General features: G+C 38.7%; 37 protein-coding genes. All 37 read right to left on the reverse strand.

Going from position 1 to position 17,524, the window contains the following annotated elements:
• Nucleotides 1-77 precede the first annotated feature (77 nt).
• The 37 genes from ABZ559_RS11035 to ABZ559_RS11215 all read right to left on the reverse strand — a co-directional run bounded on the left by ABZ559_RS11035 (nt 78) and on the right by ABZ559_RS11215 (nt 17,481).
• Nucleotides 78-548, reverse strand: a complete 471-nt coding sequence (locus ABZ559_RS11035) for a hypothetical protein (protein WP_367006412.1) — start codon at nt 546-548, stop codon at nt 78-80.
• A 1-nt stretch (nt 549) separates the two neighbouring features.
• Complete coding sequence (locus ABZ559_RS11040; RefSeq protein WP_317334194.1) at nt 550-1,221, reverse strand: phage tail protein; 672 nt, start codon at nt 1,219-1,221, stop codon at nt 550-552.
• A gap of 14 nt (nt 1,222-1,235) precedes the next feature.
• Nucleotides 1,236-1,589: an HK97 gp10 family phage protein gene (locus tag ABZ559_RS11045; protein ID WP_317334195.1), complete on the reverse strand. Its 354-nt coding sequence runs from the start codon at nt 1,587-1,589 to the stop codon at nt 1,236-1,238.
• Complete coding sequence (locus tag ABZ559_RS11050; RefSeq protein WP_367006414.1) at nt 1,576-1,923, reverse strand: hypothetical protein; 348 nt, start codon at nt 1,921-1,923, stop codon at nt 1,576-1,578. Before ABZ559_RS11050 ends, ABZ559_RS11045 begins: the two co-directional genes overlap by 14 nt.
• On the reverse strand, nt 1,923-2,228 hold the full coding sequence (locus ABZ559_RS11055) for a phage head-tail adapter protein (RefSeq protein ID WP_317334197.1): 306 nt from the start codon (nt 2,226-2,228) through the stop codon (nt 1,923-1,925). Before ABZ559_RS11055 ends, ABZ559_RS11050 begins: the two co-directional genes overlap by 1 nt.
• A complete protein-coding gene (locus ABZ559_RS11060; protein ID WP_367006415.1) occupies nt 2,225-2,560 on the reverse strand; it encodes a hypothetical protein in 336 nt (111 codons plus the stop codon). The genes ABZ559_RS11055 and ABZ559_RS11060 overlap by 4 nt, the downstream gene beginning before the upstream one ends.
• Nucleotides 2,561-2,583: 23 nt before the next feature.
• On the reverse strand, nt 2,584-3,849 hold the full coding sequence (locus ABZ559_RS11065; RefSeq protein ID WP_367006416.1) for a phage major capsid protein: 1,266 nt from the start codon (nt 3,847-3,849) through the stop codon (nt 2,584-2,586).
• 12 nt (nt 3,850-3,861) lie between these two features.
• The gene (locus ABZ559_RS11070; RefSeq protein ID WP_367006418.1) at nt 3,862-4,404 is read right to left on the reverse strand and encodes an HK97 family phage prohead protease; all 543 of its coding nucleotides are present in this window, start codon (nt 4,402-4,404) and stop codon (nt 3,862-3,864) included.
• Nucleotides 4,405-4,452: 48 nt separating this feature from the next.
• Entirely contained in the window at nt 4,453-5,595 is a 1,143-nt protein-coding gene (locus tag ABZ559_RS11075; RefSeq protein ID WP_367006420.1) for a phage portal protein, read from the reverse strand.
• Between the two features lie 8 nt (nt 5,596-5,603).
• Nucleotides 5,604-7,316, reverse strand: a complete 1,713-nt coding sequence (locus tag ABZ559_RS11080) for a terminase TerL endonuclease subunit (RefSeq protein ID WP_367006422.1) — start codon at nt 7,314-7,316, stop codon at nt 5,604-5,606.
• The gene (locus ABZ559_RS11085; protein WP_367006424.1) at nt 7,309-7,794 is read right to left on the reverse strand and encodes a hypothetical protein; all 486 of its coding nucleotides are present in this window, start codon (nt 7,792-7,794) and stop codon (nt 7,309-7,311) included. Before ABZ559_RS11085 ends, ABZ559_RS11080 begins: the two co-directional genes overlap by 8 nt.
• Nucleotides 7,795-7,881: 87 nt before the next feature.
• On the reverse strand, nt 7,882-8,241 hold the full coding sequence (locus ABZ559_RS11090; RefSeq protein ID WP_367006425.1) for an HNH endonuclease signature motif containing protein: 360 nt from the start codon (nt 8,239-8,241) through the stop codon (nt 7,882-7,884).
• Nucleotides 8,231-8,425: a hypothetical protein gene (locus ABZ559_RS11095; RefSeq protein WP_125177611.1), complete on the reverse strand. Its 195-nt coding sequence runs from the start codon at nt 8,423-8,425 to the stop codon at nt 8,231-8,233. The genes ABZ559_RS11090 and ABZ559_RS11095 overlap by 11 nt, the downstream gene beginning before the upstream one ends.
• Nucleotides 8,426-8,710: 285 nt before the next feature.
• On the reverse strand, nt 8,711-9,253 hold the full coding sequence (locus tag ABZ559_RS11100) for a site-specific integrase (protein ID WP_367006427.1): 543 nt from the start codon (nt 9,251-9,253) through the stop codon (nt 8,711-8,713).
• A gap of 109 nt (nt 9,254-9,362) precedes the next feature.
• Nucleotides 9,363-9,827 carry a hypothetical protein gene (locus tag ABZ559_RS11105; RefSeq protein ID WP_367006429.1) on the reverse strand — a complete coding sequence of 155 codons (465 nt, stop codon included), beginning with the start codon at nt 9,825-9,827 and terminating at the stop codon, nt 9,363-9,365.
• Nucleotides 9,805-10,026 carry a hypothetical protein gene (locus ABZ559_RS11110; RefSeq protein ID WP_367006431.1) on the reverse strand — a complete coding sequence of 74 codons (222 nt, stop codon included), beginning with the start codon at nt 10,024-10,026 and terminating at the stop codon, nt 9,805-9,807. The genes ABZ559_RS11105 and ABZ559_RS11110 overlap by 23 nt, the downstream gene beginning before the upstream one ends.
• An 18-nt stretch (nt 10,027-10,044) precedes the next feature.
• Nucleotides 10,045-10,245: a hypothetical protein gene (locus ABZ559_RS11115; protein ID WP_367006433.1), complete on the reverse strand. Its 201-nt coding sequence runs from the start codon at nt 10,243-10,245 to the stop codon at nt 10,045-10,047.
• Nucleotides 10,238-10,411 (reverse strand): hypothetical protein, encoded by a 174-nt coding sequence (locus ABZ559_RS11120; RefSeq protein WP_367006435.1) that lies wholly within the window; start codon nt 10,409-10,411, stop codon nt 10,238-10,240. The genes ABZ559_RS11115 and ABZ559_RS11120 overlap by 8 nt, the downstream gene beginning before the upstream one ends.
• A complete protein-coding gene (locus ABZ559_RS11125) occupies nt 10,401-10,601 on the reverse strand; it encodes a hypothetical protein (protein ID WP_367006436.1) in 201 nt (66 codons plus the stop codon). Before ABZ559_RS11125 ends, ABZ559_RS11120 begins: the two co-directional genes overlap by 11 nt.
• Before the next feature lie 2 nt (nt 10,602-10,603).
• The gene (locus tag ABZ559_RS11130; RefSeq protein ID WP_367006437.1) at nt 10,604-11,014 is read right to left on the reverse strand and encodes a YopX family protein; all 411 of its coding nucleotides are present in this window, start codon (nt 11,012-11,014) and stop codon (nt 10,604-10,606) included.
• Nucleotides 11,011-11,154, reverse strand: coding sequence for a hypothetical protein (locus ABZ559_RS11135; protein ID WP_367006439.1), 144 nt, complete (start codon nt 11,152-11,154; stop codon nt 11,011-11,013). Before ABZ559_RS11135 ends, ABZ559_RS11130 begins: the two co-directional genes overlap by 4 nt.
• Complete coding sequence (locus ABZ559_RS11140; protein WP_367006441.1) at nt 11,154-11,306, reverse strand: hypothetical protein; 153 nt, start codon at nt 11,304-11,306, stop codon at nt 11,154-11,156. The genes ABZ559_RS11135 and ABZ559_RS11140 overlap by 1 nt, the downstream gene beginning before the upstream one ends.
• Nucleotides 11,307-11,381: 75 nt before the next feature.
• Nucleotides 11,382-11,558 carry a hypothetical protein gene (locus ABZ559_RS11145; RefSeq protein ID WP_367006443.1) on the reverse strand — a complete coding sequence of 59 codons (177 nt, stop codon included), beginning with the start codon at nt 11,556-11,558 and terminating at the stop codon, nt 11,382-11,384.
• Nucleotides 11,548-11,886 (reverse strand): hypothetical protein, encoded by a 339-nt coding sequence (locus ABZ559_RS11150; RefSeq protein WP_367006444.1) that lies wholly within the window; start codon nt 11,884-11,886, stop codon nt 11,548-11,550. The genes ABZ559_RS11145 and ABZ559_RS11150 overlap by 11 nt, the downstream gene beginning before the upstream one ends.
• On the reverse strand, nt 11,887-12,177 hold the full coding sequence (locus ABZ559_RS11155) for a DUF1372 family protein (RefSeq protein ID WP_367007660.1): 291 nt from the start codon (nt 12,175-12,177) through the stop codon (nt 11,887-11,889).
• An 88-nt stretch (nt 12,178-12,265) separates the two neighbouring features.
• Nucleotides 12,266-12,658 (reverse strand): hypothetical protein, encoded by a 393-nt coding sequence (locus ABZ559_RS11160; protein WP_367006446.1) that lies wholly within the window; start codon nt 12,656-12,658, stop codon nt 12,266-12,268.
• The gene (locus tag ABZ559_RS11165) at nt 12,655-13,143 is read right to left on the reverse strand and encodes a MazG-like family protein (RefSeq protein ID WP_367006448.1); all 489 of its coding nucleotides are present in this window, start codon (nt 13,141-13,143) and stop codon (nt 12,655-12,657) included. Before ABZ559_RS11165 ends, ABZ559_RS11160 begins: the two co-directional genes overlap by 4 nt.
• Nucleotides 13,136-13,300, reverse strand: coding sequence for a hypothetical protein (locus ABZ559_RS11170; RefSeq protein ID WP_317334219.1), 165 nt, complete (start codon nt 13,298-13,300; stop codon nt 13,136-13,138). Before ABZ559_RS11170 ends, ABZ559_RS11165 begins: the two co-directional genes overlap by 8 nt.
• Complete coding sequence (locus ABZ559_RS11175) at nt 13,293-13,511, reverse strand: hypothetical protein (RefSeq protein ID WP_367006450.1); 219 nt, start codon at nt 13,509-13,511, stop codon at nt 13,293-13,295. The genes ABZ559_RS11170 and ABZ559_RS11175 overlap by 8 nt, the downstream gene beginning before the upstream one ends.
• A 46-nt stretch (nt 13,512-13,557) precedes the next feature.
• A complete protein-coding gene (locus tag ABZ559_RS11180; protein ID WP_367006452.1) occupies nt 13,558-14,322 on the reverse strand; it encodes a site-specific DNA-methyltransferase in 765 nt (254 codons plus the stop codon).
• Between the two features lie 153 nt (nt 14,323-14,475).
• On the reverse strand, nt 14,476-14,637 hold the full coding sequence (locus tag ABZ559_RS11185; protein ID WP_367006453.1) for a hypothetical protein: 162 nt from the start codon (nt 14,635-14,637) through the stop codon (nt 14,476-14,478).
• A gap of 5 nt (nt 14,638-14,642) precedes the next feature.
• Nucleotides 14,643-15,479 carry an ATP-binding protein gene (locus ABZ559_RS11190; RefSeq protein WP_367006455.1) on the reverse strand — a complete coding sequence of 279 codons (837 nt, stop codon included), beginning with the start codon at nt 15,477-15,479 and terminating at the stop codon, nt 14,643-14,645.
• The gene (locus tag ABZ559_RS11195) at nt 15,479-16,237 is read right to left on the reverse strand and encodes a replication initiator protein A (RefSeq protein ID WP_367006457.1); all 759 of its coding nucleotides are present in this window, start codon (nt 16,235-16,237) and stop codon (nt 15,479-15,481) included. Before ABZ559_RS11195 ends, ABZ559_RS11190 begins: the two co-directional genes overlap by 1 nt.
• A gap of 15 nt (nt 16,238-16,252) precedes the next feature.
• The gene (locus tag ABZ559_RS11200) at nt 16,253-16,843 is read right to left on the reverse strand and encodes a hypothetical protein (protein ID WP_367006458.1); all 591 of its coding nucleotides are present in this window, start codon (nt 16,841-16,843) and stop codon (nt 16,253-16,255) included.
• Nucleotides 16,843-17,016, reverse strand: a complete 174-nt coding sequence (locus ABZ559_RS11205) for a hypothetical protein (protein WP_367006460.1) — start codon at nt 17,014-17,016, stop codon at nt 16,843-16,845. The genes ABZ559_RS11200 and ABZ559_RS11205 overlap by 1 nt, the downstream gene beginning before the upstream one ends.
• A complete protein-coding gene (locus tag ABZ559_RS11210) occupies nt 17,000-17,233 on the reverse strand; it encodes a hypothetical protein (protein WP_367007671.1) in 234 nt (77 codons plus the stop codon). The genes ABZ559_RS11205 and ABZ559_RS11210 overlap by 17 nt, the downstream gene beginning before the upstream one ends.
• Nucleotides 17,197-17,481, reverse strand: coding sequence for a DNA-binding protein (locus ABZ559_RS11215; RefSeq protein WP_367006461.1), 285 nt, complete (start codon nt 17,479-17,481; stop codon nt 17,197-17,199). The genes ABZ559_RS11210 and ABZ559_RS11215 overlap by 37 nt, the downstream gene beginning before the upstream one ends.
• Between the last annotated feature and the right edge of the window lie 43 nt (nt 17,482-17,524).

Below are 17,524 nucleotides of genomic sequence, written 5' to 3' on the forward strand. Positions count from 1 at the left end.
ATTAAAATGTTGCTGTTCTGCCCAATGAACGTCTATCCTAAATTCAAAAATAAGCTGATAAATCTTTTCAGAAGTTATTACTTCGCTTGAGGCTTTTTTCGATCTTGAGGCACCGTTCCTTTAAACTTGTTCAATTCAGCAATCAACTCAGTGAAGAACTGAACATTAAGTAAGTCGCCAAACCATGGGGCCATTTCTGCATTTTCAGCAGTGATTTGATTTTGCGCTAAACGACCATTTTCAACTTCACCATACAGACATGGAATAGCATTAACCATAAAATCCATAAAATCAGGTTGAAGCAGTAATGGAATTAGTTTAATCTGATCTTCTTTGGACAGATCGTCACTAGTTTTTAATCCAATTTCCAGTAAGGCATTGACATAAGCGTCAACAGCTTTCTTGTTATCGTCAAAAAAATTGCGACCTGTTCGTTCTGCATACAATTTGAAAGCTGGAAGAGAATAAAGAAAGCGCACCTTTTCAGTACGCTCTACTTCTTCTTCATAGCTATCAAATGTAATAAAAGATAGCTCTTTAGTAATCATGTTATCCTCCTGGAGTTACGCTAGTCGCCTTTCCAAGCGCTTCATTGATAAAGTCAATAAGCTTTGTAGGTGACGACTTGGCAAATAATTTTTCAAACTTAGTACGAACGGCACCTTGCGCATTATCACGCCAAGCAATTTCAGAGACAGGTTTGTTTTCAGAATCTAAGATAAAGTTGTTAGGCGATGCCGTACATGGTATTTCGATATTTTTTGGAGTAACTGAGCTTTCATCAGTAGCAGTTCCTGCCTTTGGAGCAGATGCTTTGACGTTAGTCCAAATATGGAATTCTTCTACCTCTCCACCAAATTCATCTGTGACAGTTTCAGCATAGCCCCAAATGAAATTAGCATTGATACCAGTATCGATTAAGGCTGGTGGCACTGCTGATGTCAACTTTTTACCTAAATGATCAATCATAAACTGTTTTGGGATTTGATAAGTAGTGATTGACCCTTCTGTTGATTTTTTACCTTGCAAGCGTACATGTTCAACATTATCAGCGTAGTAAGCGTTAGATTCTTGGGAGGTTTCAAACGACGTGCTAATCATACCTGTAAATGGGTATGGAGTTTGAAGGTCAAGTTCCCCCTTACTATTCTTTGCAATTTTAGCAAAGAACCCCGTAGCATTACCATGAGTAACTTCCCGTGTATCATATTGATAAGTCATTGCTGACTCCTTTCTTATTGTGGTTTAATCTTGATAGATTTTAGTTCATTGAGGTACTCCTCTTTATTTTTTAGATAGGCTGGTCTGATGTGTTCTTGCGGTGCAACAAAACCACCATTCTTTGTAGCATGTCCTAACTCCAAAAGATGAGTTAGACTCTTATCTCTGCCTACATTATGGACAACAGCAGTGTCTTCGATGATATCATTTACCCATCCCTCAGCATACTCACCACCATGCGGTCTTCGTGGACTAGCATCCTTTATATCGTTGCAAGTTTTTTCTCCGTATTTTTCAACAAGAGACTGTACTTGACTCTTGATATCAATTCTAAGTACATTGACGCGTACCATACTACCATTTCCCACTTGTCAACACCTCGAATCTAAAAGTAGTTAGCAAATAGTCTGTATCTGGTTGCTTGAGATTGATTTGATTTGGCTCACACATAAAATGAGACAGCATCAAATCCTCAATGCTGTCCAATTTCTTTTTATGATAATGACTAACCTGCACAGTGACTTTCCGCATATGCACCTTGTCGTCAGCAAATAGTGTGCTGCTTGGAATCAAACGATAGTATAAGATGACATTATCAGGTGAGCTTCGCTCCTCACGTTCAGCATAGAAGACTTCCGATTTGACACTGTTGGTTTCTAAAATTCTTTGAATATCTTGTCTTGTGAAAAACTTTCTGGCCATTACTTCAATTCTCCAAGTTCAATGACAGTGAAGTGTCCCTCATCTGACTCAGTTCCAATATTTACTTTGTAATCTTTTCCTTTGTACTTCACATAGTCCAGATTATCAGTCACATAGTTAGCGCGGACAATGAGCCTCGCTGTCAAAACTTGACCATCGGCAAGAGCCTTGTCTAGTCGTCTCTGATAGATTTTCTCTTGCTCAGCCTTGACCTTTTTTTCAACAATTTGATTTTCAAAGACACCCTTTTCAACTTCGACACGCTTGTTGTAACAAAGAATAATGGCAACTCTGGATGACTTCATGTCTTTCCTACATAAATAGCCTTGAGCTGATATAAAATATTGGTCAGCTCGCTATCTATCCATTCCATCGTAGTCTTTGAACCAGTCATCAGTGACTTGTCAAAGCGTTGCACACATCGCAGATGGAGCCAGTCAAGAATACTTTCCTGATCTTCATCTTCAATATCAGCCCATGCTTTCAGCTCAGTATCAGTTGAAACTTTGCTTACTGGTATGCCATTTCTCTGCAAATAAGAGATACCACTGTTAATGTAACGCAGAAGTTGACCGTCAAAGATATCTTCTTCAACGTCAACCTCTACCATTTCCTTGATTATGTTAAGGATTGTCATTGTGACTCCCCTTTCTATCTATTTTAGCCTGCTGCTGAAGTAAACTTAACAGCTGACTTGTATTGACCCAAGCGACCGCCCATTACGCTTGCAAGCTCGATATGACGACGGTTTACAGTAACGTCATAATCTTCAAATTTATCAGCAGCCACATCATCACCAACCAATTTGTAAGCCTTGTCCGCCACTGCAATGATAGGATTAGTTGCATCATCCATCCAGTCATACACATAAACTCGGAAGCCAGAGATGATATTTCCGGTCGTTGCGATTGGAGCGAATGGTTGAGGGTCAAGATAGCGACCTTCTGGATCTTTAGCAGTCTTGAGCTTACGAGCAATTGCTTTTGAAGTGATAAGAATTGGTGTAGCTGTTGCTGCCATTTTATCAATACCAGCGACAAGCGTCTCAAGAGCTGTTTGAGTTAATGAAGCTGCCTTCAAGTCAATTTCTTGAGTGTCAAATAATTCAGAGAGTGTTTCTTCGGCGATTGATTTAATTTCTGTGATTTTATCATCAGCGTTTGGAGCTTTACCATCTCCAATAACAATAGCACGTTCGACAGCGCGGATGAAACCTTGAGCAAGTTCTTTCATGACATAATCAAAGTAAGCACCAGTTGTGTCTTTTTTCAAATCTGCATATTCAAAAGCGTACTTGATATAGACAGTGGCTGAATTGATAGTAAAGTCAGTGAAAGAAAATTCTTCATCTTTCTTCGTCTTACCAGCTTTTTGACCTTTAGCAGCAGATACTTGAGATTGCAACGCCACACGCACTGAGTATCGTGGGTCTTTTGTAACGTGATTTAGAATACCGTCGTAGTTGACAAACGCATCTTCGATAGCAATAAGCACTGGCTCTGGTAAAATCTTATCAAGACCGGTCACTCCTTTTTCAACAAGGTTAGCTTCCCAAGCCTTGCGAGCAGCATTAGAACTTCCTTCGTTATCCATCAAGATACGGACAAAGTCAAGAGCAGCAGCTTTGGTTTTTAAATAATCCATAGTCGATTTACCTTTCTGTTTAGACTTGATGACGTGAGCAGCTTTGCTGAGTTCTTCTTCAGTTTCTTCAATGTCAGAATCTAAACCAGCAATAGTTTCCTTGAGTGATGTTGCTTGAGTGGCCAGATTTTCAGCTTCGGTTTTCAATTGCTCCAAAACATCATCTTCAATAGTTGCAGCTTTCAGTTTTACCTCAACTGCTGACTTTTTAAGTTTTACTTCTGACAGTTCATCAACTGCTTTTTGACGAGCTTCCAACAGCTCTACAAGTGATTTTTTCATCTTGTCTCCTTTTCAAATTTCTGCAAGTTTATTCATGATTTCTTGCTTCATGTTCGCTTGAGCGATACGTTTATCAACTTCTGACATATCAAAATTTTTGACATTGTCTACAGTTGCTTGAGGGTTGGCTGGCACGGTCACAACAGAGATTTCAAAGATTTCAACTTCCTTGAAAATCCATCCACCGTAAGGTTGCTTAGCGTCAACAGGCTCATAATCTTTGATAAAGAACCCAATGCTTAGACTATCCAACGCACCCATTTTCATGAGGTCATAAGTTTTCTTAGCCTCTGGATCACTAAGATTAAATGTTGAACGTGTTCGCAAGCCTTTTTCATCCACAGACAATTCATGTTTACCAATAACACAATTACGGTCATGGTTGAGACACATCGGGACAACAGCCTTGGTTTTCAGTGTCTTATCGAAGCATCCTTTAGCCATGACGTCCCCATCTCTATCAACATTGCCGTAGGTAGAAGCGTAAGCCTCAAAATGAAAGTCAGCTGACTCATCCTCAACTGACTTCACGACAAAGGTTTTTAGTTTTTCCATTACTTACCTCCTTTCGTGAAAGATATGCCAACCTCCCACCCCTATTGATTATTCAGTTGACTCACTGCCAATCTGCACAGCGTTCAAGTTGGTTTCAAAGACTTCACCACCCTCGTAACCTGGTAAACCAAGATAGGTTTCACGGAACTCATTTGAGTTCATTAAGCCAGCATATTTGGACTTGAAGCCACCTTCAACCAAATCCTTAAATGAAATCATGTCAGCCATATCAAAGAAGACCAGTAGCTTGTTCCCCTGAGTCCGTGCTGTCTTTGTGAAATATTTCCTGTTAATCTCTTCCGAAAAGACACGCTGATAGAGTTTCATCACACTAGAATAGTAAGCCCTGTATTGCTCTTCTGAATAATCACAAGTAAAGAGTTTCTCATTGATACCATGAGCATGATATAGCTGAGATTTAAGAAACTCTAACTCTTCTTTGGAAGCAGTTGAGTAGTCCTTGCTTAGTTCCTCAAATTCTTCACCTTGCTCAAGATAACCGATGCCACCTTTATGAGCAGCATTCAAAATAGAATCAACACGCTCTTCAGCTAGCTTTTTCAACTGATTATCTGCTGCCTTAGTTGGAAGTTTCAAGAACCCTCTTAGACTTTGATTTCCTTCACTCAACTTCTCAGACAAAGCATTCAAGTTGATGTCAATCAATTCTGTAATCTGATTAAGCTGAGCAGTAACATTGAGCTTGGGATTTTCAAAGACCCACACATCAGTCAAAGGCAATTCAACAGAAACATCATCAAGCATAAGCTCCACGCTCTCAGAAGTCCAAGTAACTGTTTTCTTAGCGAGCCAAATCTCAATCATCCGTCCATTCTCCCACCGAGGGACAACAACAGCGACACCATCACGCAACATAGCCCTTGTGACATTTGACCAAAAGACAATAGGAATTTCCATAGGGTTAGGAGAAACTGACAAGACATTTGCTAAGTCACTATTCTCATACCATTCCATCTTATCCACACCGCCCTGATTACGAGTAATCTTGACATGCTTAAATCTCATCTGAGCCGTATCCGTTGAAATCTTATTGTAGATGTTATCCAGATAAATCGAATTTCGCCGCCAATAAGAGATATTTCGTTGAAGATAGGTTCTAGTAGCTTTCCGATTATTCGGACGGAAAATCCTAGCCAAAACCTCCCTCAGATTGTTTAAATACCTATTCATTATTCACCTCAATCAAAATAATAACTCAAGTCCTCCTTGCAATTCTCGTAACAAATAAACGCATCAAGCTGACTAGCAAAGACGTCAATCTTTTCTTTTGCCTTTTCTTTATTTGGAAATACGTTGTTATTCGCATCTATCTTGACACGAACATTGGCATGATTCCAAGTTGCCACAGGATCATCAAAGATGATTTTACCCATCTTAGCCTTTTCCTTATAAACCTTTAGAGGATTTGACAAGCTCTTGACTGTCTGTGGAATGTCGTGACAGATATCACCGTAGTAGTCATTAAATAAGCGGATAAGCTCTTTAGCATTCCAGCGGTCATATCCAACAGCAACTGGTAAAATTCTATTCTCGCTCATGAACTGTCTTAATTCTTCAAAGATATAGGCTTGGTCATTGTAGTCCAGTTCATGAACATGAAGCTGGCCACTAAGTTCCCACTCAGCGTATTTGTCCCTCAGTTCTTTTGGAAGACCTTCAATCGTATGACGTGGCATGAATTTCTTGTTCAAATACTGACGTTCTTCTCCACGTACCACCATAAATGAGACAGAACAGATATCATTGACATCAGATAAGTCAACGCCAAGAACGCATCGAGCACTCCGCTCATCATTTCCAACAAATAAACTCTTATCAAACTTATCTGTCCAACCCCTGCATTCTTCATTACTGAAGTATGCTAAGTAATTGTTAACAGGAAGATTGAAAGTCTTGGCCATCAACTCTGCTTGCTGTGCTGGGTCATTTTTGCTCATCTCAATATCACGAGCTATAGTTTCTTTCTCTGTCGTGATACCAAGTAAAGGCATAGCTTTCTGCCACATATCGGGGTCATGAATCTCAGACACATCATCCAACTGATAAATCCAGGGCATGACAGAATCATTGATTATCTTGTCATCAAGGATATCTACCCAGATGTTGTAATACTTATCAAAGAGCTTGTCACGCTTCGTCCCATTGGTGGAAATGTACCAGGTTATCCAATTCTTGCGCTTACGGCTAGAGCCATCATTCACAACCTTAATAAAGTCATCATCGTAAGTGTGCACCTCATCAAAGATATTGTAGTGAGCATTAGTACCGTCAAGACTTTCATAATCAGAAGTCTTGATTGACATAAGGCTGTTAGTTGTTTCATACAAGATACCTTGCTTGGTTGACCGTAGGATGTCAGCCTCACGCATGTAATGTAGCAAGCTTTCTTCGTTCGACAACATGGCTCTTGAAGCATTAAATAAATAGCCAGCCTGTTCACGACTGTAAGCCAGAAGCTGAATATCAGCACCCCACTCACCATCAATGATTTGACCAACCTCCCCAATAGCAGAACCAAGAGTAGTCTTACCAGTCCCACGAGGCACAATAATAGGCACCTCATGAATGAGACGCCTTTCTTCGTAGTCAGTATATTCCTCCAAGGTGTCGGGATTGGTCTTAGTAACCTCAACTGTGTGATAAAATCCCCATGTTGTTTCAAGCCAAACCTTTTGAGGCAAAGCCAAACGCAACTTGCCAGCAAGACCTTTGGTATTGCTGCATTCCTCTTCAATAAACTCAATCCGCTTGTCAGCTTCCTCTTGTTTGAAGATGTATTGCTCTTTGTAGCGCTCAACACGTCTAATTGATTTCATTGTGAGCTTACAAACACGAATCTTACCAGAATAGATGAGCTGAGCATACTTATCAAAATATCTCATCTCAACCATAACGTGCCAACTTCTCCTGAATCAATTCTTTGAGACTATCACCTTGCGGGCTCTGTTTTTCAATCGTTGACATGATTTGCATGTTTAACTTTTGGTACTTTTCCATACCGTCAAGCAGATACTTATCAGGTAACTCACCAGCATTGATAACCTTATTGATTTCAAGCTGGAAATTTTCAATCACTTTTTGATTATGATTGTACTGAGTCTTGAGATTTTTAAGAGCCACAGAGTCATTATCGCTGATGTCCAGTGTTTTTTCCTTTGGAATCAGCTTGAAAGTCTTACGAGATAGCTCAACACGTTCCTGTCTTGTGTACTTTTGCCGTTGATTTGCAAGCTTTTCCAACTCTTTGAACTGACTTTTGGTGATATTTGACCTAGTTTCTTCAAATATGCCCAGCTTTTTTCGATACCTGGTAAGGGTAGCACGACTTATTCCTAGCTTTTCTAAAACTTCATTGATTTTCAAAATCATACTCCTTTCTTGTATCAATTTTCGTCATTTTTGGGGGAGAGGTGCACAAGAGGATTGACACCGTTATTATTTTGGCGCTGTCAAAATTCAAAATGGGGGGTGTCCACAAAATTTCAAAAATAAAAAAATCAAAAATAAATTTATATTCCGATTGTCTAAATTTAAATTTATTTTACTTTGAAAAGTTTTTGTGTTGTGACATTCAAGACAAAGTAGCTGACAGTTCTCTTCGTTGAGAGTAATAGATTCATCTTGATAATTAGTTTCGTCAATCTCTATGATGTGGTCAACAATACTCTTACCGTGAATCAAACGTCCACACATGTCACAACGCATACGCTTAGCTTTTCTGATTTTATTTCTCAGAGTTCTCCAAGGTTTCGAGTTGTAGAATTTAATCTGCCAAGCTCTGAACCAGTCAGAGTGTTTAGGGTTTCTATAACTCATGGTAATTTCTTAACCTAGTCTTAGAAATTGATTCACCTTCTCTGATAGCAAAGGCTACAAATTCAAAAGGATAATTTGATTTGTTGTCTTGACTCTTTGCTAAATCATCAAGCCAATGCTTAGAAGGACTAGGATTTGAATTGATTGTGATTTTTAAAGAATTATCAATCTCATTTATCATCATGAAAGCTCCTTAACAAAAACAGAGAACATGCCTAGACTTGCTCTCTGTTTTTTTCTCATGCTACCAATATATCAGATTGTTTTTGTCAATAATACCTCTTTTTTTGACAAGATTGTTTTCTGTTGGTCAAATTGTGTAAAATAACCATGCTGAACTATCTATATCTTATATTTTATCTAATTTTGTTTCACCTTAAAAAACCAATATAGACAAGGCTTCAAGCATACTCCAAAATATAAACTAGAAACTTCCTCGTTATGGATAGTTGAAAAAATCAAAAAAATATTAGAGGCTAAAATTACTCATCTTAGTATCAAGTTCGTCTTGTCTTACACAGATATAAATTAGCGTAACTGCTGGACTTGAATGATTGAACAATGACATCAAGTCAGCAACGTTCTTGTACTTCTTGTAGTAATGATAGCCAAATGTTTTTCGCATAGTATGAGTGCCGACATTATCAATGCCTAAGTCTTCAGCTGCTGTTTTCAAAAACCAATATACTGTCTTGTAACTGAGAGCTTTATTCTTGCCAATTCTACTTTGGAATAGATACTCATGCAGCGCTCTATCTTTTACGAATTCCCTTAATTCATTTTTGAGTGGCCTTGTCATCTTGATACTCTTATATTTTCCAGTCTTCTGTTCTCTAATTTTAATATGCCAGCCTTGAACATCTTTAACCTTCAATTTCAGAATATCCCCAACACGAAAGCCTGTGTTGATTCCTAAAAGAAATAGCATGTAATACTTTTCATTCCAAGATGATAGGTAATCTTTCATTGCTTGAATGTCATCTTTATCTCTTAATGGTTCGACAATATTCATCGCTCTGCTCCTTTCGTAAAAAAATAAAGCACCAAGGATTTCTCGGTGCTTAGCGACACTATCAATCTATCAGATTGTTGCTGTCAATTCTATATATTTTTTTGACAAGTTACATGAAGAGTAGTTTCGCTAGTGTATCCAGAATAACTTCTCGTCTTCTGTAAATCTGCTTGCTATGCCTGTACAGATATCCAGTTTCTCCACTCTCCATGATGTGCCAAACCTGAATCCAATCATATCTAGTATGTTCTCCCCAGCGTAGATGGAAAATTTTTTTATCATCAGGTTCAAGTACCTTTAGTAATTCTGATATAGCATTTTGGAACTCTTCCAATTTCAGAATCATTGGATCGCTGGCATAAGCAACAGCTAGATTTTCAGAAGTGTTAGTTGAAGTTCCACTGCGACTAGCTCCCGAATCATCGATATCTGGCATGGTCAGGTTTTTGACCGCATAGACTCTTTCCAGCTCATGACGGCGCTGACCAATAAGTTTATCAATTTTTTGATACTTAGCCTCAAGCTCAAACTCAAGGAAATCACGTCTTGTCTTACTTGCTGTTTTCTTTGTCAAATTGTTCTCCCCATTTTTTCCATTGTTCAGCTGCACTAGCAAAGGCTAATGATAAGTTCATAAATACATTACTAAGAGCAGTACCAACCGACTTAAAAGCTTGTCGGATCTGTTCAGGATTTTGCAGTAGCTGTTCCAGCTCTTGTTGCTTTTTTAATTCAGCTTGCTTAGCTTTCTTCTTCTTGATTCTTTTGTTCATATTGCTTCCAATTCTCCATCACTCCAACGCCACCCATCTGAATTGTGGGTATTTCTTTGCTTCTTCTTTGGTGCATTTGTAAGCTAAATCTGCGACTTCAACTATGTTATCCGAACAATCCAAGCACCACTCTTCATCCTCGGCTTTTATCAAATAAAAGAATTCGAATCGTCTCGGCTCTGGCACATCGACCAGTAGCACACCTAGTTTTTCAGTCATTGTCTGCCTCCATCGACAAAGCTATAACTTGCCTCGCTTCACCATTGAAAACCATGAGTGTTGTGCCATTTTTTAATTTTTTGATATCATTTTTAGTCAACTTGACCGTGTGCACATCGTACTCATTATCTTTAAAACGTATTTTAGCTACTTCTCTATTTGTCATTGGTTTCCTCCTTAAATTGAAAATCAATAACTCTAATGTGAGTAGGATTTATTACAGCGTTCCCAACGATAACCGCATGCCCGTTGTTCAATTGGGAAATCACCTTTTCTCGGATTTTCATTGCTTCATCATCGGATTTAACTGTTAGTACTGTTTTTGATTTATCTGTCCAAGCTGTAATTATACACATTTCTACCCCTCCATCAATTCCGGATTTTTGTAGATGTTGCCGATGATTTCGATTTCAGTTTCTATATCAACGAACCCACTTTTATAATTCCATAATGGGTCATAAGTGTCTTTTTCATCGACTATAACAAAAGAAAAATCCTTGAAGCAGACAACACCTACATATTCGCACTCATCTTTTTCTGTTACTATGTAACACTTAACTACATCCCCCTCAAAAATCTCCACACCATTTTTATCCAACAGCCCTGTGGATTGCATGAGATACTTTTCATCAATACTCCAACCTCTCATTTTATCTACAGATATCTTGCCAGGATCATTTGCGTAAACGTTGCCATTCCAAATGATGAGTTGAGCATTAGTAAACATCTCCATATTGTGAACATCCCAAGCTCTAAATTTCGGTATCATTTTCTGCCTCCTTCGTAAAATAGCCAACTAGCCCCTAATCCAAACATCATCTTCTGAGCAAGCGTCATCTCGTGGATAGTATTCGGGACAAACGAATAAAATATCAGCATAAATCCAAAAGACCTTAATAATTGTTTCATCACTCCACCTCCACAGGCTCATAGCTAATTTTGACTAAAATCCCATTGCCATCGTCTTTGGTAATTTTAGCTCTCAAAAAATTACCATCGCTATCAGTTAGCATTTTCAGAACATCGGCTACTGTCATATTCAAAAATTTATCTGGTGTCATTTTCTACCTCCACATCGCTGGCAACCATAGTATCAACAAGATTACCAATCCAATCAAAGTATCATCACTTATCATTCAACAACCTCCCGAACAACCTGAATTGATACGCTCTTTGAACTGTTCCAGTTCTTCTGTAACCTCAGACAATACCCGTTTTTCTTGCCTGACATCCTTTTCAGAAGCACCATCACGATTGATATAATGCTGTAACGCATGCTTCATGATGTGTAGCTTGACATATTCACTTGCCATTTTTATCCTCCTTTGGATTGCCATAAATCAAATATACAGCGATTTCCATTTGTGCCATACCAATAGCAAAATTGACCCAGTCATCAAATTCTTTGGATTTGGGCAACCAATCTTTAGTCGCTCCCCAATCGTAATCTTTGGGTTTCTCATCAGCAAAAATGCACTCAAGAGCTCCTAGAAAGCTCATGCCATCCTCAGTCATTTCCCAGAAGTAGTCAGCTCTTTTCTTAACCGCTTCTGGCAAGCTGTGTTGTGGTTGTACAACCTTACCATCTTTTATTTTCCAACCGTAAACACCATCAAATTTTTGCTTAATATCATCAAACATTTATTCTCCACCTTCCAAGTATTCAGGAATCTCATCCCCTACCTTAACAGCCTCATACTGTTCCTTCGTAACCAAGAACTTACCATAAGCACCCACAGTCACGGTATAGTGACCACTGATAACTTGCTTGTCAGTAATCTTACCACCCATCGCAGCGCCAGCATTGTCAACATTATAAATAACAACAGGCTTTCGTGCCTCAAGCTTATCTACCTGCTTGGTCATTTCCATGGCATGGTCTTTTGCTTGTACAACTATAATCAGCAAGACGATAGCAGCAAGAATCGGCATTTTGTTAGCGTAGTGGATAAACAGTTCATATTCAAGGTAACAGACCAGAAGAACTGTTACTACGGTCACAACGATAATCACATCATAACTACTCATTGTTCGTCACCGTCACTGGAATAACACTTTCTGGCATATATTCCACTTCGTATTTATACTTACTTACTTTTGTTCCATCGGTCACATCCTCAACAACGTACATGTTATTCTTAGTCATATTGACCAAATGCTTTTTATACTTACCCTTACCAACCTCAGCAATAATAACAAGTTTATTTGACTTGCCAGTATCAACTGAGATTAAGCCTGTAACAGTAAATTCCACCTTATCCGTACGCGTATTGATAACCGTCACACGCCTGCGAACATTGAAGTTATCAGCTTCCTTGCTGATGTTTTCTGATACTTTGTCAGATTCAGTACATGCTGCAAGTGATAACAGCGCTCCAAAAAATACAATTCCTGCAATTAGTTTCTTTTTCATTTTAAATCCTCCTCCTTAACGAACACTCCATTAATCATTTTGCCTTTTCGATCTTTGATTTTGTCGTATGCGATCTGCAAGCAATCAGTTAGTGTAGTGTCGCTGTATAAAGCAATGTACTGCATTGTTCTATTGATTCCTAACAACTCAACTCCAACACTGATTTTTTCAGTGTTTTTGTTCTCAATATGCAATAGGATTTTACCAGCCATATTGCCAATATGTTTTACCAATTCTAGCAAAAGGAGTTCTCGGTTGGCGGCCTCAGGTTTGTTTCCCCTATTCAATTGCAGCAGTAGTCCAATAATTACTACCCGCATATCGCCAAGAGCATCCTTAATAAGCTCAGGCTTATCCTTAGCAATCCCCTCAAACAGCTCACCACTTTCCTCCATCAGCTTTTCGAACTGTTTAACAGGATTTGCCTCGTGTAAATTACGGTCAACGAACCATTGGTCAACTTTTTCTTCTAGTGTTTTAGTCATTTGATAATACCTTTCCTGTTATTGTTTTTAAATTTTTTGTAATTTTATCAGCCATTTTTTCATCAATAAGAAACTCTTCAACTAACTCATTAATCTCCGAAATAGCAAACTGCATCGCATCTCGATAGCCTTTCTTGTAATCTAGACTTTTAGTCATTTTCTGTCCTCTCTATTAAGTAATAGCAATCCTTAGCACCGTAATCAATTCTGATACACTCACCACTCATACTTTTGCAAAAACGTGGATTATTGATAGCAGAATACACAGCTTGATGTGCTTTAAGAGCCTTGACAGCAGCATGTATGTGCACAAACTTTCCAAGACTACACTTTCTATGCCCGTTATAGACAAAATATAGTTCTAGCACTGCTCACCCCTCCAAATAATCAAATATCGTCATCTGCTCCACTTCCTCAGAAAAGACTGGTTTGAAATGTACTCAACATTTCAGCCTTTGCCTTCCTGTAAAAGTCTTTCTTAATCTCAAAGCCATAAGCTTTGCGATTCATCTCAATAGCAGCTCTAAGCGTACTCCCGCTTCCTGCCACAGGGTCAATCACCACATCACCTTCATCCGTAAAGATTTCAATTAACCTTTTTAGTACAGGAATAGGTTTCTGCGTTGGGTGGATGGTTGGGTAAGAGCTATCTTTTTCCCAAGGAGCATGATTGAGTACCATTGCCCCGTTATTATTAAACTTATGCAACTTATCACGATACAACACTGTAGCTTCTTCAACTGCTCCAACAATCTTCATGTTAGCTTTTAGCACTTGAGGACTTGATTTCTTCGTAAAATACAATGGATAGGCCTTATTAAAACCATGCTTTTTACCACATTCAATCACCATACCCCTTTGTTGCCATGCGTGGAAAACAATCATAGCTGGTGCTTTACCTTTTTCCTTTGGCTCTTTTCTCAGAAGTCGGCTGCAAAAATCAAAGAAATTGTTAATTTTAAAATCGTTGTCCGTGTCAAAGAATGATTTACCTGCTAACTTACTCTCCCCGTTGCTGTTGTCACCATCCTTGTACCAACGTGGATCACTAGCATAAGCATTATTACCGAGATTGTAAGGAATGTCTGCGATAATCAACTGAGCCCGTGGAATTTGATAACGCTTCGCATTTTCAAAGTGGTCATTATACAACTCACAAACTACCTTATCACTAATCATCTCTCCCCCTCACCCACTCAATCGCAGCCTGAAACTTCTCGTACTGACTATAGCACCACGCATCATAGTCATTTACAGAACCATCATCTGAAATAGACCGATAATACGAATCACGCTGATCAGTCAGCAAAGCTATCACATCTTCTTTATCCATCAAAATACAACCTTTCCGCCACATTCTGCCCAGTTCTGCCACTCAACCAGTTTCAATTTCAAGCATTCTAATGGCAAATCAAGCAACATCCGCCTAACCTTGCTGTCAATCTTCCAGTAACACTCTTCAAAACCAGTTATCAACTGCTCTTTTTCTTCCACAACAATCACCTCTTACTCACGCTGTTATCAGGCCAAATCAAAATCTGTTTATTCTGCGTTGACCCCTTAAAAATCCTATCAACCAAAGCCGCATCATAAATCTGCAAAAGTTGTTGACGACTAAAATTCGTATTGATAACAGTTGTCTGCCGCTGATCTAAAATATTAAACAACACACCCTGCACCCAATCACTTGCAGGCTTAATTTGTGTACTCATACAGGATTCTTTACCCAAATCATCAAGAAAAAGATAATTAACCCGTGTCAGTAAATCAATCGCATACTCCTCAGTAAAACCACCGCCACCGTTGAAAGAGCTCTTGATTTTAGAAAATAGCCGAGCTGTTGGCATAAAAAGAATGGATTTCGGCTTTCCTGCCTTTTTAAAAGAATCATTCAAAGCATCCGCCATCGCAACAGACAAATGAGATTTACCAACACCAGGAACGCCCATAAGCACAGTATTTCCAGAATTTCCATCGTAGTAAGAGCGACAAATCCGCTTAGCAAAGTTCAAAGCCTTCACATCAAACTCAGTGACAGTATCATAAGAATTAAAATTAGCCTTCTTCAAATCCTCTGAAATGATACTTTCCTTCCTAAAGACACTAAAAGTCTGTGCAAGCTTAGCATTAACCAAGCTCTGCTGTAATAGGTCATCTTCTTTCTTTCTGATAGACTCTTTCTGACATTCAGGACAAAACTCCTGAACCACAGGTCCCTCAACAGACGGACGACTAATTCGCCACAAATGAATATCATGAATCTCACAAATCTCATCACTCAGCTGTTTGCTCATAAATTCGCTATACTTGCGAGCAATACTATCAACCTTTTCCATCAGTTCCAATCCTCCATCCCAGCAAACTTAGCAGCATTAGGATCAACAGGTTGGTTAGTCGTCTGACGTCTGTCTTCCTGCTGTTGCTGTTCCACCGTCAAAATGCCTTTAGCTTTCCAATTTTCCAAAATGCTAAACGTATAAGACGGGTTATCAATGCCTTGGTCGGTTGTCTTTATGACAGCTAACTTCACCAAATCAAGATCCATGTGGTCAAGTCCAACATATTCAAGCAGCTGCGTGATATGCCTGTCTCTTACTTTCAATCCCTCACTTTTTAAGAAGCTACCAAAATCCTTATCAGTAGTAGTAGTATTTATTGATATATTAGTATTGATATTATCAGTATTGATTCCCTTAACTTTTTTAAGGTCTTGACCTAAAGTTTCTTTAGTTCCGTGCTTAACTTTCTTTAGCTCCTGACCTAAAGTTTCTTTAGTTCCAAACAAATACAAGCGATTAGGCTTGTTAATACCTTGCCTAACTTCCTTTAAAAGCCCAAAGTCAGCTAGTTCTTTCTTGGCTTTGATGATAGAGGGTTCAGAACAACTCAGCTCTTGCATAAATTGTTCATTGGTAAAATACATATAAATTTTACCGTCTTCATCATGCCACTTATTTTTGACAGATAACCCCCGCCTATCAAATAGCAACATATACATCATTTTGGCTTTATCCCCCAACCGACTGTATGGCTCATTTAATAGCCATTGCGGAAACTGGTAAAAGGAATTACGCTTAACTTCATCTATGCGCATTTTTCTTACCTCCTCTTAAAGTTCAGTCTGCGATTTAGCTTCATTTTTTGTGAGATATTCATAAGCTTTACTATAGGCATCCAAATAAAGATAAACAATGTCAGAGATGTGACGACCAGCATGCTCTAAAATGACATAATATTCATCATGTTCCTGACTTAAAAACTCTCTAACACTATCTGAAACATGACGAAAGCCATAACTACCATCAAAATATTCAAAGAGTTCATCAAAGTAATATTGCTCATCATCATCCAAAGCTTCGTATGGTTTCTGATAAAAAAAGCTATTAAGTACCTCCTTCTTAGCTTCTTCACAGTCATAAGCAAATAGAGACCTTCGTGATGTTTGTACTTTTTCTATGAAGTAGCCTGGATTGTTTGTGTAATCTTGATAAAATTCCTTCCAGTCGCCCATATTGTCAAAATTGACAGCCACCAACTCCCCAAAATCTCCAGTAATCGCCAAAGATGAGTGCTTTTTATCAAAAAAATACCGTAAACTATGCCATCTGCCCTGCTCAGGATCATAAAAATCAATAATTGTTGCTGTCTCTAACTCAATTTTCTCAGCAATATGATTGCTAAATAACTTAAAATCTCGCATTATTTACCTCTCTTTACCGTAACAACATAAAACCAAACAACCCTAAAGACATCAGCAAGATTATCAAAATCTCCAGACTTGATAAAGTTTCTAACAGACTTCCTCACCTGCCACACCATCTCAGACCGATAATCCAGATGGTAACTGACAGGATACTCAGTCCATCCTGTCATATCCACTTTGTCCGTTGAGCTGAATAACTCGCCCATACCGCTCCAGATATGCTGGAGCTTCATTCTCAGCAATGTTTTCATGCGTCACCTCACTCTCCACTGTATCGCGACCAAAATAGGCCAGTAAGCAAAGAATAGCTATAAATACGATTGCAGTAATAGGATTTTCCATTTTCAACCTCACACTACCGTTCTTTGCCAATTTTTGTGATACCACTCGATAACTTCATCCCGAGGATATTTCTCACGAGCATTTTTAATCCGTGGGAAATCCTTATGACAGTTAAAGCGTGCATCAAATGTTCCAGTATCTTTAGTACCTAATAACATTTCAGCACATTGAGACTTATTGAGTTCCATCGGATATCGCCGTTTTTCGTCCATGACAACGTGCATGACCTTCAACGCTCTATCCATAAGACCAGCTTCAAACTGGTCAAACATTTGAATCATTAAATCATTCATGATATAATCCTCTTGTATTATTTATTACAGAGCCTGATTGCCG

It is taken from the genome of Streptococcus sp. ZY19097 (assembly GCF_040731245.1).
Taxonomy (GTDB): Bacteria; Bacillota; Bacilli; order Lactobacillales; family Streptococcaceae; genus Streptococcus; species Streptococcus orisratti.

Excerpts from the sequence above, each read along its gene's own strand:
- ABZ559_RS11035 (WP_367006412.1), bottom strand. The coding sequence starts at position 548 with ATGATTACTAAAGAGCTATCTTTTATTACATTTGATAGCTATGAAGAA.
- ABZ559_RS11040 (WP_317334194.1), bottom strand. The coding sequence starts at position 1,221 with ATGACTTATCAATATGATACACGGGAAGTTACTCATGGTAATGCTACG.
- ABZ559_RS11050 (WP_367006414.1), bottom strand. The coding sequence starts at position 1,923 with ATGGCCAGAAAGTTTTTCACAAGACAAGATATTCAAAGAATTTTAGAA.
- ABZ559_RS11055 (WP_317334197.1), bottom strand. The coding sequence starts at position 2,228 with ATGAAGTCATCCAGAGTTGCCATTATTCTTTGTTACAACAAGCGTGTC.
- ABZ559_RS11060 (WP_367006415.1), bottom strand. The coding sequence starts at position 2,560 with ATGACAATCCTTAACATAATCAAGGAAATGGTAGAGGTTGACGTTGAA.
- ABZ559_RS11065 (WP_367006416.1), bottom strand. The coding sequence starts at position 3,849 with ATGAAAAAATCACTTGTAGAGCTGTTGGAAGCTCGTCAAAAAGCAGTT.
- ABZ559_RS11070 (WP_367006418.1), bottom strand. The coding sequence starts at position 4,404 with ATGGAAAAACTAAAAACCTTTGTCGTGAAGTCAGTTGAGGATGAGTCA.
- ABZ559_RS11075 (WP_367006420.1), bottom strand. The coding sequence starts at position 5,595 with ATGAATAGGTATTTAAACAATCTGAGGGAGGTTTTGGCTAGGATTTTC.
- ABZ559_RS11080 (WP_367006422.1), bottom strand. The coding sequence starts at position 7,316 with ATGGTTGAGATGAGATATTTTGATAAGTATGCTCAGCTCATCTATTCT.
- ABZ559_RS11085 (WP_367006424.1), bottom strand. The coding sequence starts at position 7,794 with ATGATTTTGAAAATCAATGAAGTTTTAGAAAAGCTAGGAATAAGTCGT.
- ABZ559_RS11090 (WP_367006425.1), bottom strand. The coding sequence starts at position 8,241 with ATGAGTTATAGAAACCCTAAACACTCTGACTGGTTCAGAGCTTGGCAG.
- ABZ559_RS11095 (WP_125177611.1), bottom strand. The coding sequence starts at position 8,425 with ATGATGATAAATGAGATTGATAATTCTTTAAAAATCACAATCAATTCA.
- ABZ559_RS11100 (WP_367006427.1), bottom strand. The coding sequence starts at position 9,253 with ATGAATATTGTCGAACCATTAAGAGATAAAGATGACATTCAAGCAATG.
- ABZ559_RS11110 (WP_367006431.1), bottom strand. The coding sequence starts at position 10,026 with ATGAACAAAAGAATCAAGAAGAAGAAAGCTAAGCAAGCTGAATTAAAA.
- ABZ559_RS11115 (WP_367006433.1), bottom strand. The coding sequence starts at position 10,245 with ATGACTGAAAAACTAGGTGTGCTACTGGTCGATGTGCCAGAGCCGAGA.
- ABZ559_RS11120 (WP_367006435.1), bottom strand. The coding sequence starts at position 10,411 with ATGACAAATAGAGAAGTAGCTAAAATACGTTTTAAAGATAATGAGTAC.
- ABZ559_RS11125 (WP_367006436.1), bottom strand. The coding sequence starts at position 10,601 with ATGTGTATAATTACAGCTTGGACAGATAAATCAAAAACAGTACTAACA.
- ABZ559_RS11130 (WP_367006437.1), bottom strand. The coding sequence starts at position 11,014 with ATGATACCGAAATTTAGAGCTTGGGATGTTCACAATATGGAGATGTTT.
- ABZ559_RS11135 (WP_367006439.1), bottom strand. The coding sequence starts at position 11,154 with ATGAAACAATTATTAAGGTCTTTTGGATTTATGCTGATATTTTATTCG.
- ABZ559_RS11140 (WP_367006441.1), bottom strand. The coding sequence starts at position 11,306 with ATGACACCAGATAAATTTTTGAATATGACAGTAGCCGATGTTCTGAAA.
- ABZ559_RS11145 (WP_367006443.1), bottom strand. The coding sequence starts at position 11,558 with ATGGCAAGTGAATATGTCAAGCTACACATCATGAAGCATGCGTTACAG.
- ABZ559_RS11150 (WP_367006444.1), bottom strand. The coding sequence starts at position 11,886 with ATGTTTGATGATATTAAGCAAAAATTTGATGGTGTTTACGGTTGGAAA.
- ABZ559_RS11155 (WP_367007660.1), bottom strand. The coding sequence starts at position 12,177 with ATGCCGATTCTTGCTGCTATCGTCTTGCTGATTATAGTTGTACAAGCA.
- ABZ559_RS11160 (WP_367006446.1), bottom strand. The coding sequence starts at position 12,658 with ATGAAAAAGAAACTAATTGCAGGAATTGTATTTTTTGGAGCGCTGTTA.
- ABZ559_RS11165 (WP_367006448.1), bottom strand. The coding sequence starts at position 13,143 with ATGACTAAAACACTAGAAGAAAAAGTTGACCAATGGTTCGTTGACCGT.
- ABZ559_RS11170 (WP_317334219.1), bottom strand. The coding sequence starts at position 13,300 with ATGACTAAAAGTCTAGATTACAAGAAAGGCTATCGAGATGCGATGCAG.
- ABZ559_RS11180 (WP_367006452.1), bottom strand. The coding sequence starts at position 14,322 with ATGATTAGTGATAAGGTAGTTTGTGAGTTGTATAATGACCACTTTGAA.
- ABZ559_RS11190 (WP_367006455.1), bottom strand. The coding sequence starts at position 15,479 with ATGGAAAAGGTTGATAGTATTGCTCGCAAGTATAGCGAATTTATGAGC.
- ABZ559_RS11195 (WP_367006457.1), bottom strand. The coding sequence starts at position 16,237 with ATGCGCATAGATGAAGTTAAGCGTAATTCCTTTTACCAGTTTCCGCAA.
- ABZ559_RS11200 (WP_367006458.1), bottom strand. The coding sequence starts at position 16,843 with ATGCGAGATTTTAAGTTATTTAGCAATCATATTGCTGAGAAAATTGAG.
- ABZ559_RS11205 (WP_367006460.1), bottom strand. The coding sequence starts at position 17,016 with ATGACAGGATGGACTGAGTATCCTGTCAGTTACCATCTGGATTATCGG.
- ABZ559_RS11215 (WP_367006461.1), bottom strand. The coding sequence starts at position 17,481 with ATGAATGATTTAATGATTCAAATGTTTGACCAGTTTGAAGCTGGTCTT.